Origin of the sequence: Stenotrophomonas tumulicola (assembly GCF_014117215.1) — a bacterium.
GTDB lineage: Bacteria > Pseudomonadota > Gammaproteobacteria > Xanthomonadales > Xanthomonadaceae > Stenotrophomonas > Stenotrophomonas tumulicola.
Genome location: NZ_JACGXS010000001.1, coordinates 1,098,299 through 1,111,649 on the forward strand (window position 1 = coordinate 1,098,299; position 13,351 = coordinate 1,111,649).

Below are 13,351 nucleotides of genomic sequence, written 5' to 3' on the forward strand. Positions count from 1 at the left end.
ACGATTGCGGGACATGCAGGCGACTCCTGTCGGGTTCATGGGGTCCGCTCGTCGCGGGTATGGGGACCAAGCGTGGCGCCGACGAAGCCACCGGCATGGTCGGTGCTCAGCACCCGGCCATCGGCCTCGGACAGCAGCACATCGTGGCCATGCGCATCGTGGTGGCCAAAGCGGTAACGCGCGCCATCAGCGGCGACGGTCAGCACGATGGCCTGTCGTCCTGGCGGCAAGGGCTGGCGCGCCACCACGACGGCCGGGCCGTCGCCGTCGCGCTTTTCAAGGAACAGTTCATCGCCCTGTCGCTGGCGACGCACGCCGAGGTAGTACCAATGGCGTTCGTTCTGGAACACCGCCAGGCCAGCGCTGGCACCGCGGGCGGGCAGCTGCAGCGCGATGCTGGCGTCGAAACGCAGATGCTGCTGGCGCCGGGCCAGGAAGCTGGGATTGCGCAGCGAGGACAGGTCCTCGCGACGCGGGCGCAGCAACAGGTGGCCCGGCCGCGAATGCAGGTCGACCCAATCCTGCGTCGGCACCCGCAGGAACGACCATTCGTGCCGCAGCGTGCGGGCGTCGAATCCATCGCGCCAGGTGAAATTGCCGCTGTTGGGCGCCTGCTGCACCGGGCCGCGGGCGAACCCCGGGGCCGGCAGCGCATACGGAATGGCGGCGCCGGGCGGCAGGACAAGCGGCCACCCGTCCTGCCATTGCACCGGCAGCAGGAAGGTTTCGCGGCCGGTGTTGTAGTGGCGCTGTCCGTAGGTGCGGCTGGCCAGGAACAGGGCCCACCAGCTGCCATCGGGCCCCTGCACCAGGTCGGCATGGCCTGCGTTGATGATGGGCAGCCGACGTCCTGCCGGCAGGTCGCGCTGGGTCAGGATCGGGTTGCCGGGAAAGGCTTCATAGGGACCCAGTACGTGGCGGCTGCGCAACACCACCTGCGAATGCTGCGGACCGGTCCCGCCCTCGGCGGCGGACAGCACGTACCAGCCGTCCCTCTTGTACAGGTGCGGCCCTTCTATCCAGATCGGATTCGCTGCCGGGTCCACGCCACCGTCCACCAGCACCGTGGCCGGGCCCTGCGTGCGGCCGGCGTCGACGTCGATGCGCCGGATCCAGACCGCGCGATGGCCGTCGTAGCGCGCCGGGCCGGCGGGCGCATCATTGTTGAGCAGGTAAGCCTGGCCGTCGTCGTCGAAGAACAGCGAAGGATCGATGCCGGCGACGTCCGGCAGCCACGTTGGATCCGACCACGGGCCGGCGGGATCGGTTGCACTGGCGATGAAATTGCCGCCGCTGTCCACGGCGGTGCCGACCACATGGAAGCGACCTGCATGGAAGGCGATGGCCGGTGCGAAGATCCCGCGCGACACGCCAAGGCCGTCGAAATCCAGCAGGCCGGGGCGGTCGATGACATGGCCGATCTGCCGCCAGTGCACCAGGTCGGTGCTTTCGTGCACGGGAATGGCAGGGAAATAGCCGAAGCTGGAGTTGACCAGGTAGAAGCGGCCATTGGCCGCCACCACGCTCGGATCGGCGTTGAAACCGGCCAGCACCGGGTTGCGGAAGTGGCCTTCCGGCAACGTGCTGGCGAAAGCTTCGTCCTCGCCGCGGTATTCAAACCAGTCAAATACCGTCGGCCGCAGCGCACCGGCGTCCGCAGCCGCGATGGGCGCCGCACCCTGCCCGGCCGCGCCCTGCGCGCCCACCGCCAGCAGCAGGGCCACAAGCCACCACGCGCACGCCCTTCCCTGCCCCCGGCGCATGCTCACCAGTCCCACATCGCGCCGTCTTCCAGGCGCGCGACCGGCAACTGCTTCGGCGCATACGGATACTTCGCCGCCAGTGCCTCGTCGATGTCCACGCCATGCCCGGGAGTGTCGCCCACGTGCAGGCGGCCACCGCGCAGCACATAGTCGTGCGGGAACACCGCGTCGGTTTCGTCGGTATGGAACATGTACTCCTGGATGCCGAAGTTCGGTACCCAGGTATCGAAATGCAGGGCCGCGCCCATGGTCACCGGCGACAGGTCGGTGGCGCCGTGGAAGCCCGTACGCACCTGGTGCAGGGCAGCGAAATCAGCCAGGCGACGCAGGTGGGTGATGCCGCCGCCGTGCACGATGGTGGTACGGATGTAGTCGATCAGCTGGTTTTCGATCAGGTGCTTGCAGTCCCATATCGAGTTGAACACCTCGCCCACCGCAAGCGCGGTGACCGAGTGCTGGCGGATCAGCTCGAAACCCTTCTGGTTTTCGGCCGGGGTGGCGTCCTCCAGCCAGAACAGGCGGTAGGGCTCGACGCTGCGGGCCAGTCGCGCGGCCTCGATCGGGCTCAACCGGTGGTGCACGTCATGCAGCAGTTCCACCTGCGGGCCATGGTCGGCGCGCAAGCGGGCGAACAACTGCGGCACCACGTCCAGATAACGCGCGGTGTTCCATACCGTTTCCGCAGGCAGCTCGCTTTCGGCCGGCTCATAGCCCTTTCCGCTGGAGATGCCATACGCCTTCTTGACGCCCGGCACGCCGCATTGCGCGCGCACCGCCAGGAAGCCCTGTTCGATGAAGCGCCCCACTGCATCGGATGCCTCGGCGATGTCGCGGCCATTGGCATGACCATACACCAGCGCCCCTTCGCGCGAACGTCCGCCCAGCAGCTGGTACAGCGGCATGTCGGCCATCTTGCCGAGGATGTCCCACAGCGCCACGTCCACTGCCGCGATGGCGCTCATGGTCACCGGGCCACGACGCCAGTACGCACCGCGGTAGAGGAACTGCCACATGTCCTCGATGCGGCCAGCATCGCGGCCGATCAGGTTGGGCAGCACGTGGTCCTGCAGGTAGGACGCCACGGCCAGCTCACGGCCGTTCAGCGTGGCATCGCCGATGCCATGCACGCCCGAACGCGTGGTGATCTTCAGGGTGACGAAATTTCGCCCTGGCGACGTGACGATGACCTTGGCGTCGACGATCTCGCGGTCGCGCGACGAGCCGTGGGAAGGGGCGGTGGAAGCTGCGTTGCTCATGATGGGTTCCGCTGGGTTCATTCGATCGGGAGTTCGAAGGGACCGGCCGGCAGGCCGTCCCTGTCGTAGAGGGTGACTACCGGGCTGTCGGCCCATCCGTAACGCACGCGCTGCGCGCCGGTGACCGCGCCGGCGTGCAGGTACACGCGATCGCCATCGATGCGCGCGGTGGCGTAACGGCAGCTTTCCTGCGTGGCGCCACACAGTTCGAAGCCCACCGGACCGGCACCGCCATAGGCCACCAGGCCATCACCGGTCTGCGCGAATTCCACGCTGACCCGGTCGCCCTGCCGGCGCGCGTGCAGGGCGACCGGACCGGAGGCGGACAGCGTTTCGCCGTACACCACGTGGCGGGCGGCACGCGCCAGGCGACGCCCCACGTCCTGCTTGTTGGCCGGGTGGATGTCACCGCGTTCGCCCAGGTCGATGGCCACCGCCAGGCCCGAATGCGCATCATCGGCGACGGTACGCCGCTGCGCCTCGCGCAGCCGCGCCCATTCGCTGTCCTGCGGGTGCAGTGGCGCCGCGCCGTAGTTGGCCAACTGCACCACCAGCAGCGGCAGTTCGCTGCCGAAACGGGCACGCAGGTCGTCACGATAGGCGGCCAGCAGCGCCGCGTACTGGTCAGGCTGGAACGTGTTGGATTCGCCCTGGTACCAGACCGCACCGCGCAACCCATAGCCCGCCAGCGGCGAAATCATGCCGTTGTACAACCCGGCCAGGCCGCTGGTCGCCATCCACGGCGCGGTGGGCGGCGTGCCCACGTCGGCCGGCGCTGGTTGCCCTTGCCAGTCCTGCAGCGGTACGCGCGTGCCATCGTCCAGCACTAATGCCTGGCGCTCCGGTGGCCCGCCGATGCCGCCTTCGCGGTAGGTGTTGAGTACGTTGACCACGATCCGGTTCGTGCCCGGTTGCAGCACGCCTGCCGGCACCGCATAGGCGCGCGGCGCATCGGCGCCGGCGTCGCTGCCGACCGCCTTGCCGTTGATCCACGTCATGTCCACTTCATCCACCGGCCCCAGCTGCAGCGTGGCATGCAGCGCTGCCTGCGCCGGCGTCAGCCGTGCGGTGGCGCGGTACCAGTGCATGCCCACGACATCCTGCTGTTGCGGATCGATCCAGCGCACCGATGGCTGCACATCCTTCCAGCTGGCGGCTGCCTCGTCCTGCCAGGGAAGCTGGCCGCCGGCGACCGCCGGTTGCCGTTGCCACCATGCCTGCCACAGCTTGCCCCAGCCTGCGATGGCCTGGGCGGGATCGCGTTCGCGCTGCTCCAGTACATCCAGCTGCGCTGCGTAGTCGCCAAGTCCACGCAGCGCAGGCGCGCTCAGCCAGGCCTGGATGCGGGTACCCCCCCATGAAGCGTGGACCAGGCCGATCGGTACGCCGACCACCGGCTGCAGTTCACGGCCGAAGTAATAGCAGGCCGCGGAGAAATCACGGACGCTGTCCGGGCTGGCCAGCTGCCACCGCGGCGCCTTGGCGAACCGTGCCAGCGGTTCCGCGCTGGCCTGCTTTTCCACCTGCAGCAGGCGCAGCTGCGCATTGCCGGCACTGGCGATCTCCGACCGCGAATCCAGGCTGCGGTGGACCTGCAGTTCCATGTTCGATTGCCCACTGCACAGCCACACATCGCCCAGCAGGATGTCCTGCAGCTGCTGCACCTGCGCGCCCGCGCGCACCTCCAGTCGATACGGTCCACCTGCGCCCAGCGCAGGCAGCTGCAGGCGCCACTGCCCCCGTGCATCGGCACGCGTGCGCGCATCCTGCATGCCCAGCCGTACATGCACCTCTTCACCGGCAGGTGCCTGTCCCCACAACGGAATCGGCTGGTCGCGCTGCAGCACGGCATGGTCGCCGAAAGGAGCCGACAGCAGCGGCTCGTCGGCCACCACGGTGCCGGCACTGCAGGCCAGCACCACGGCGACTACAAGGCGGGGAACACAGGTCGCGGACATGGTCAGATTCCTGGAGCGAACGGGAACGAGAGCGACTGGTAATACGACAGCGGATGCGCCGGTGGCGCCTGTCCGGCCGGCAACGGACGCTGGCTCAGGCTCTGGAAGTACGCCACGCAGGCATCGCGCCACCATTGCGCTTCGTCCTGCTGGATGGCCAGGAACGCGGCGACTTCGCGATGCCGCTCCGGATCGACGTAGGCGGCAAGGCCATCCCAGGTGCCGCGCATCGCGGCGACTTCGTCGACACCGTGCCCGTAACGGATCACCAGTTCGTCCCACAGCGTGCGGCCGGAGGCCATGCGGTGGTCCCAGCGGACATGGTGGAACCACAGCAGGTACTGCTCGGGTACGGTAGCCAGGTTGCCGTACTGGCGCGCCAGTGGCGCCGCGTACTGGCCCACTGCATCGCTTCCACCGGCACTGCGGTCGAAGCCGATGCCATCGGCGCCGGCGCGGTGGTAATACACCGGATCCCAGTCCGGGCGTTCGCTGCCGGCATCCCACGGGGCAGGCCCATAGTGATGGCTGCGCCCCATCAGGTGGGCCAGGCCCAACGGCGTCATGTAATCCACCACCGCCTCGTGTGAGCGCATCATCATCGCCAGCGCCGGGGCAACGAAGGCTGGATCGTTGGAGAACGTCATGCGCAGCCATTCTTCGGCGATGCGGCCGGCATCGTCCATCGGATCCCACGCCAGGCGGCCGAACGCATACCAGTTGGCCTGGTCGAACTGCGAGCCGCTCCAGTTGCGGTCGCTGCCGATGTTGGCCACCCCGGCCATGCCGGTCAGCCTCGACTTCTGCAGCGAACCGTCGACCACCCTGGCCACGGTGGATCCCTTGCCCTGCACGTAGGTGTCGGCGCGCAGCGTCTCTTCGTACATCGGCCCGAGGTAGGCCAGGTGGGTGGCGAAGCCCAGGTATTCCTTGGTTATCTGGAACTCCATCATCAGCGGTGTCTTCGGCATGGCACCGAACAGCGGATGGAACGGTTCACGTGGCTGGAAGTCGATGGCGCCGTTCTTGACCTGCACCAGCACGTTGTCGCGGAAGCTGCCGTCCAGCGGCACGAACTCGTCATACGCCTGCTTGGCACGGTCCGGCGAGGTCTCATGCGAATACACGAACGCCCGCCACATCACGATGCCATCGTGGGGTGCCAACGCATCGGCCAGCATGTTGGCGCCGGCGGCATGGCTGCGGCCATAGTCCTGCGGGCCCGGCTGGCCTTCGGAATTGGCCTTGACCAGCAGGCCACCGAAGTCGGGAATGTAGCGGTAGATCTCATCCACCTTGTCCTTCCACCAGCGCTGTACGGCCGGGTCCAGCGGATCGGCGGTCGGCAGCCCACCGATCTCGATCGGCGCACTGAAACGCGCGCTCAGGTAGACGCGGATACCGTAGGGGCGCATCACCGACGCCAGCGCCGCGGCCTTTTCCAGGTACATCGGAGTCAGGCTGAGCGCATTGGCGTTGACGTTGTTGAGCACCGTGCCGTTGATGCCGATCGAGGCATTGGCGCGCGCGTAATCGGTGTAACGCGGATCCAGCCAGCCCGGCAGCTTCTGCCAGTCCCACAACGACTGCCCGGCGTAGCCCCGCTCCACGCTGCGGTCCAGGTTGTCCCAGTGGTTCAACACGCGGCGCTGGATCTTCGGCGACTGGCGCAGGTCGACATCGGCCAACGGCTGCGTTGTCTGCACCAGGCGCAACAGGTGGAAGACACCGTGCAGGGTGCCGACATCGCTGTTGGCGGCCACCACGATGCCGCCCTGGCCGCCTTGTTGCAGGTGCCGGATCAGGTAGCCCTCTTCGCCCAGGTCCTGCAGCGGCAGGTGCAGGGCCGCGATCCGTGGCGATGATGCCGGCGTGCCGACCTGCACGATGGGCTGTCCAACCGCTGCGGCCCCTGCTGCCGTCGCGCCCAGCAACCCCTGCAAGCCACGGACCAGTTCGTCCCGTGCCGCACGTTGCACCGGCGTATCGGCCGGCGCGTCGACGCCGCCCAGTTGCTGGCGGTATGCCTGCGCCTGCGCTGACGGCAGCGGCAGGTAGCGCAGCCACAGCTCATGGCCATCCTCGGCGGCAACCGGCCATGCCACCAGCAGGCTGGCCAGCACCAGCAGCATCGTGGCGATGCGCCTGCCCCGCCCTGCCTTCATCGACGCGGACGGTGCACCGACCGGGGTATCGCTGCCAACGGGGAACTGCGTACCAGCAGACATCATGTTGCCTCCACGGGATCCATCAAAGGGGTGTTGCTCGCCGCTGTGTTCGGTTACCGCTACCATGCCGGGACGTCCGCAGCGGCCATCGCACGTCATGGCCCGGGTCGCGGCACCACTTTCCGAGGGTCGATACGTGAGCAACGACAGGAAATCCATCCGCCGCAAGAGCCACGGCATCACCATCGACGAGGTCGCCAGCCTGGCCAAGGTCTCGCCGATGACCGTGTCGCGGGTGGTCAACGGCAAGGGAAACGTCCGCGACTCGACCCGCGAACGCGTGATGCGCGCGGTCGACAAGCTGGGCTACACCCCTAACCTGGCCGCCAGCACGTTGGCCGCCGCGCAGAACACGCGCATCGCGTTGATCTACAGCAACCCAAGTGGCGCCTACCTGCGCGAACTGCTGGTCGGCGTGCTGCACGTGGCGTCGCGCACCGCCATCCAGCTGGTGATCGACTACTGGGATGAAATGGACGCCGCCGACGAGCGCAAGGCCGCCCGCCGCCTGGCCAAGGGTGTGTCCGGGGTAATCCTGCCGCCGCCATTGTGCGAATCGCATGCCGCCGTGCAGGAACTGGTGAAAGCCAACGTGCCGGTGGTGGCGATCGCTTCCGGACGTTTCCACGACCGCATTTCCTGCGTGCACATCGACGAATTCCGCGCCGCCCGCGAGATGACCGAACACCTCATCGCGCAGGGCCACCAGCGCATCGGCTTCATCAAGGGCCGCGATGACATGACCGCCAGCGAGCTGCGTTTCGAAGGCTTCCGCGCCGCACTGGAAGCGCACGGGCTGCCGTTGGACAGGCACCTGGTGCAGGCCGGCAACTACACCTACCGCTCCGGCCTGCAGGCGGCCGAGAAGCTGCTGTCGCGCCGCGTGCTGCCCAGCGCCATCTTCGCCAGCAACGACGACATGGCCGCCGCCGCGGTATCGGTGGCGCACCGTCGCGGGCTGGAAGTGCCGCGCGACCTGTCGGTGGTCGGTTTCGATGACAGCTCTTCGGCCACCACGGTCTGGCCCGAACTGACCACCGTCCGCCAGCCGATCGGTGCGATGGCCGATGCCGCCGTCGATGTCCTGCTGCGCAGCATCCGCAGCGGCGAACAGGGCGAACGCAGCATCGTCGACGAAGTATTCGGCCACCAGCTGGTGGAACGCCAGTCGGTGGCCCCGCCGCCGCGGACGACGACGGGGCGTGGCAGGACGGGATGAGGTCACTGGCATCGCCCGTCCCTGCCCGGCTCAGCGCAGCAGGTACTGGTTGACCAGGTTTTCGTACGCTTCCTGGCGGCCGCTGGTCTGCGCCGGCTCACCGGCACCGCGGGCCAGGTCGGCGATGGCCGCCAGGTCCAGCCTGCCCTCGGCGAATGCCTTGCCATTGCCGCCATCGAAGCTGGCGTAGCGCTGCTGGCGCCACTGCTCCAGCGGCGATGTGGTCAGCAGCCCATGGGCGACCTCAAGCCCGCGCGCGAACGCATCCATGCCGCCGATATGCGCGATGAAAAGATCCTGCATGTCGGTGGATTCACGGCGCGGCTTGGCATCGAAGTTCAACCCGCCTTCCAGCCCGCCCTGGCGCAGCACCACCAGCATCGCGCCGATGGTGTCGTACAAGTCGGTCGGGAACTGGTCGGTGTCCCAGCCATTCTGCGGGTTGCCGCGGTTGGCATCGATGCTGCCCAGCAGCCCTGCATCGGACGCCACCTGCAGGTCGTGCTGGAAGGTGTGCCCGGCCAGCGTGGCATGGTTGGCTTCGATGTTGAGCTTGAAATCCTTTTCCAGGCCGTGCTGGCGCAGGAAACCGGCCACGGTGGCGCTGTCGAAATCGTACTGGTGGTTCATCGGCTCCATCGGCTTGGGCTCGATCAGGAAGTTGCCCTTCAGCCCGATGCTGCGGCCATGGTCGCGTGCCGCCGCCAGGAAACGCGCGAAGTTTTCCAGTTCGCGCTTCATGTCGGTGTTGTGCAGGCTCGAATAGCCCTCGCGGCCACCCCAGAACACGTAGTGCTCGCCGCCCAGTTCGACGGTGGCTTCCAGCGCCGCCTTGACCTGGATGGCCGCGCGCGAGACCACCGCGAAATCCGGATTGGTGCCCGCACCGTTCATGTAGCGCGGGTGCGAGAACAGGTTCGCGGTGCCCCACAGCAGCTTCATGCCGGTGGCATCCTGGCGTTGCTTGGCCAGCCCGACCATGTGCTTGAGGTTGCGCTCGTATTCGCCGATGTCCTCGGCATCCGGTGCCAGGTCGATGTCGTGGAAACACCAGAATGGCGTGCCCAGCTTGGTGAAGAATTCGAATGCGGCATCCACCTTGGCTTCGGCGGTGGCCATCGGCGAGCCGGATTCCCATGGGAACCGGCGGGTGCCGGGACCGAACGGGTCGTGGCCGGCATTGCCGAAGGTATGCCAGTAGCAGGTGGCGAAGCGCAGGTGCTCGGCCATGGTCTTGCCGCCGATCACCCGGTTGGCGTCATACACCTTGAACGCCAGCGGGTTGTCCGATTCGCGGCCTTCGAAGCCGATGCGGCCGATGCCGGGGAAGTATTCCTTTGCGCCGATGAAGAGGCTGGTCATGGTCAATCCTTCATTGCTGGGGGGATGGGGTCAGGCGTACAGCGGAGTGATCGCCTGCAGGTAGGTCTGGAAACGCTGGTAGCCGGCGGCATAGGCCGCGACATGCTCCGGGTTGGGTCGCGTGGACAGGGCCTCGTCCACCTGCAGGTGCGCAAGCACCACGTCGGCCAGCGTGTCGGCGGCGCCCGTGGCGCGCTGGTGGGCCCACAGCGCCTGCAGCGCGGCACCGAACGCGGCACCCTCGGGCTGGCTGGGCACCACCACCGGCAGGTCGAACACGTCGGCCACCAGTTGGCGCCATTGCGCGCTCTTGCTGCCGCCGCCGGTGAGCAGCACGGTGTCGAAGGAGAGCCCGGCATCGACGAAGGCGTCATAGCCATTGCGCAGGCTGTAGGTCGCCCCTTCCATCGCGGCGCGGTAGTGATGCGCGGCAGTGGCGTTGTGCAGGTTCATGCCGAACAGGCTGGCACGCGCCCCGGGCAGGTCCGGCGTGCGTTCGCCATTGAAGAACGGCAGCATCACCAGGCCATCCGCACCCGGCGCCGTGCTGGCGATGGCCGCTTCGGCCCCGCTACGGTCGAGCTGGAACAGCCGCGCGGTGGTTTCGGTGGCGACGGTGCAGTTCATCGTGCAGATCAGCGGCAACCAGCCACCGCTGGAGGAACAGAACGCTGCCCAGCGTGCCTGCGCATCGACCACCGGATGGTCGGCAAAGGCGAACAGCGTGCCTGAAGTGCCCAGGCTCATCGTCAAGCGGCCCGGCACCACGTTGCCGGTGCCGATCGCGGCCATCATGTTGTCGCCGCCACCGGTGGTGACCAGCACGCCTGCGGGCAACTGCAGCAGGCCCGCGACAGCCGGCAGCAGTGCGAACGTGGTGCCGGCTTCGACCAATGGCGGCAGCGCATCGCGCAGGTCGCGCCGGTCGTCGATCGCACGCAGCATCGGCTCGGACCAGCTGCGGCTGCGCACGTCCAGCCAACCGGTGCCGGACGCATCGCCGGCTTCCATGAAGCGCTCACCGGTCAGCCAGAAGTTCACGTAGTCATGCGGCAGCAGGATGCTGGCCATTGCCGCGTAGGCATCGGGACGATGCACGCGCGTCCATGGCAGCTTCGAGGCGGTGTAGCCGGTGAGGATCGGGTTGCCGGCCAGCTCCACGCTGCCAGCGACGCCACCCACCGCCTGCATGATCGCCTCGGACTCGGCATGCGTGCTGGTATCGCACCACAGCTTCACCGGCGCGGTGACGTCGCCGTCGGCCGATAGCGCAACGAAGCCGTGCTGCTGGCCGGAAACGGCGATGGCACGCACGCGCAGGCGCTGGCCTGGCTCAAGCGCGGCAAAGCAGGACTGGATCGCATCGATCCACCAGCGCGCCTCCTGTTCGCGGGTGCCGTCGTCACGACTGGTCAGTTCCAGCGCTGCGGCGGTGGTGGCGACCACGGCGCGTGCCTGCGGATCATAGGCCACCAGCTTGACGCCCTGCGTGCCCACATCCAGGCCGATGAACAGGCCGTCTTCGCGTGTTGGAACGGTTTCAGCCATGGACCTGTCCTGTGAATGGTAGCGCTATCATAAAAATATCCAAAAAAAGGCGGATGTCTCTTCCGCTGCATTTCCAGATGCAGATGCACGATGCCATCTGCATGGCCCTACTCTAAGCAAGAACGGGCACAAAGCCATGCTGCAGCGCGCAAGCGCTCCCCTGCCATGGCACCGCGATCATCCCTGCTACTCGAACACCCAGTCGAACCAGGTGCCGACCTGGTCGCCCGCAGCCAGCACGCCAGGCACCAGGTTGAACGCGTCCGGCGGCCCGGTCTGCGGCTCCACGCAGGTGGCATGCGCGGGTTCGTCGAATACCACCCAGTGATCACTGCCGGCGCGCAGCGTCAACACCTGGCCGCCACGTCGCAGCAACACCGGCTGCGTGTTGAGGAAGCAGTCGTCCCACGGCCGTGCCGGCACCTCGACGACCGGCAGCCGCGCGATGCCATCGGCGTCACGTGGATAGCAGGCGGTGGGCGCGAACTGAAGCTGGCCTGGCTTGCGGAACCACGGATGCCAGCCCAGCACCGGCATCGGCATCGGCCTGGCGCCGGCCTGCACGCTCAGCTCCAGGTGCAGGCGTGGTCCGTCGATGGCGATACGTTGCCGGGCACTGCCGCCGAACGGCCACTGCGTTCCTTCGCCCAGCGCCAACGACAATATGCATTCCCGTGCCGTCGCCTGCTCCACCTGCCATGGCAGGCGATAGCCGACCCCATGGATGGCATGGGCACCCAGCGAAGGAGGCAGCTGCACGTCGCGCCCGTCGAAGCGGAATCGCCCCCCGCGCACGCGTCCGGCCCACGGCAGCATCGGATAACACCCCCACGCGATGGCAGCTGCCTCGACGCCGTCAGCACCCACCAGCCATGGCTGCCCTGCATGCACCACCTGGGCGAGCCGCCCGCCGGCCTGCGGTGCCACGCTGACGGCCAGCGGCCCGTCGCGCAGTTCGATCAACGGGCCAACCGCCAGCGGCAAGTGGGCAGCGTCACTCGCCATAGGGGTGCAGCGTGCGGATACGTCCATCCGGCTCATGGTGCAGTTCGGCGACTTTCATGTTGCGCAGGTGGGTCACGCCTCCGGACAGGATGCTGTCGTGGTAGTAGAGCCACCAGCGGCCTTCGAACTGCACGATCGAATGATGGGTGGTCCAGCCCAGTACCGGTGTCAGGATCACGCCTTCATAGCGGAATGGTCCATACGGATTGTCACCGACCCCATAGCACAGCAGATGCGTGTCACCGGTCGACCAGGACAGGTAATAGCGACCCTGGTGGTGGTGCAGCCACGGGCCTTCGAAGAAGCGCCGTGCATGGTCGTCCGCGCGCAGCGGCTGGCCGGCTTCGTCCAGGATCACCACCTCGCGCGTCGGCTCGGCCAACTGCGTCATGCCGGCCGCCAGCCGCCCTACCCGTGGGCCCAGCGCCGGCGCGGCGCCTGTCGGCTCCACGTGCGCGCTGTCGTAATGGTTGTCGCGGTAATGCTGCAACTGGCCGCCCCAGATGCCACCGAAATACAGATAGTGTTCGCCATCATGGTCGGCGAACACCGCCGGGTCGATGGAATAGGTCCCCTCCATGGCTGTCGCTTCGGCCTGGAATGGGCCCTCCGGACGCGGGCTGCTGGCGACGCCGAGGCGGAACCGGCCGTCGGCGGCCTTCGCCGGGAAATACAGGTAATACGTGCCGTCACGAAACGCGGCATCCGGCGCCCACATCTGCTTCTCGGCCCACGGCACGTCATCGATGTCCAGCGCGACGCCGCAGTCCTCGGCCGGGCCTTCCGGCGTCGCCATCCGGAAGACGTGGTAATCGCGCATGCCGAAGTGGTCGCCGTTGTCATTGAACGCCACGCCGGCATCGATGTCGTGCGAGGGATACACGTACAGCTGGCCCTGGAAAACATGCGCGGACGGATCGGCCGTGTACATGTGGGTGACCAGCGGTGCGGACAGGGCCGAGGCCTGCAGGTCCTGCAACTGCCGGGGATCGAGTCGTTTGCTCATCGTAGG

The 13,351-nt window shown here is 67.6% G+C and carries 9 protein-coding genes; 1 reads left to right on the forward strand and 8 read right to left on the reverse strand.

All coding sequences use genetic code 11. The annotated features are described in order from the left end of the window. Positions 1 to 35 precede the first annotated feature (35 nt). From H4O11_RS04910 to H4O11_RS04925, 4 genes are read right to left on the reverse strand one after another with little or no spacing between them, the layout of a single operon-like run. On the reverse strand, positions 36 to 1,763 hold the full coding sequence (locus H4O11_RS04910; RefSeq protein ID WP_182338425.1) for a glycoside hydrolase family 43 protein: 1,728 nt from the start codon (positions 1,761 to 1,763) through the stop codon (positions 36 to 38). A gap of 2 nt (positions 1,764 to 1,765) precedes the next feature. Beyond that, the gene (gene manD / locus H4O11_RS04915; RefSeq protein ID WP_182338222.1) at positions 1,766 to 3,019 is read right to left on the reverse strand and encodes a D-mannonate dehydratase ManD; all 1,254 of its coding nucleotides are present in this window, start codon (positions 3,017 to 3,019) and stop codon (positions 1,766 to 1,768) included. Positions 3,020 to 3,036: 17 nt separating this feature from the next. After that, positions 3,037 to 4,977: a sialate O-acetylesterase gene (locus H4O11_RS04920; RefSeq protein ID WP_182338223.1), complete on the reverse strand. Its 1,941-nt coding sequence runs from the start codon at positions 4,975 to 4,977 to the stop codon at positions 3,037 to 3,039. Positions 4,978 to 4,979: 2 nt separating this feature from the next. Beyond that, a complete protein-coding gene (locus tag H4O11_RS04925) occupies positions 4,980 to 7,142 on the reverse strand; it encodes an alpha-glucuronidase family glycosyl hydrolase (RefSeq protein WP_425506003.1) in 2,163 nt (720 codons plus the stop codon). A 199-nt stretch (positions 7,143 to 7,341) separates the two neighbouring features. Here H4O11_RS04925 and H4O11_RS04930 point away from each other — a divergent pair, with 199 nt between their 5' ends. Continuing rightward, positions 7,342 to 8,424, forward strand: a complete 1,083-nt coding sequence (locus H4O11_RS04930) for a substrate-binding domain-containing protein (protein WP_182338224.1) — start codon at positions 7,342 to 7,344, stop codon at positions 8,422 to 8,424. A 30-nt stretch (positions 8,425 to 8,454) separates the two neighbouring features. On the opposite strand, the gene xylA is transcribed toward H4O11_RS04930, so the two are convergent. The 4 genes from xylA to H4O11_RS04950 form a co-directional block, all read right to left on the reverse strand. Continuing rightward, on the reverse strand, positions 8,455 to 9,786 hold the full coding sequence (gene xylA / locus H4O11_RS04935) for a xylose isomerase (protein ID WP_182338225.1): 1,332 nt from the start codon (positions 9,784 to 9,786) through the stop codon (positions 8,455 to 8,457). Positions 9,787 to 9,816: 30 nt separating this feature from the next. Continuing rightward, complete coding sequence (gene xylB, locus H4O11_RS04940; protein ID WP_182338226.1) at positions 9,817 to 11,334, reverse strand: xylulokinase; 1,518 nt, start codon at positions 11,332 to 11,334, stop codon at positions 9,817 to 9,819. Between the two features lie 186 nt (positions 11,335 to 11,520). After that, positions 11,521 to 12,339: an aldose epimerase family protein gene (locus H4O11_RS04945; protein ID WP_182338227.1), complete on the reverse strand. Its 819-nt coding sequence runs from the start codon at positions 12,337 to 12,339 to the stop codon at positions 11,521 to 11,523. Further along, the gene (locus H4O11_RS04950; RefSeq protein ID WP_182338228.1) at positions 12,329 to 13,345 is read right to left on the reverse strand and encodes a glycoside hydrolase family 43 protein; all 1,017 of its coding nucleotides are present in this window, start codon (positions 13,343 to 13,345) and stop codon (positions 12,329 to 12,331) included. The genes H4O11_RS04945 and H4O11_RS04950 overlap by 11 nt, the downstream gene beginning before the upstream one ends. Positions 13,346 to 13,351 lie beyond the last annotated feature (6 nt).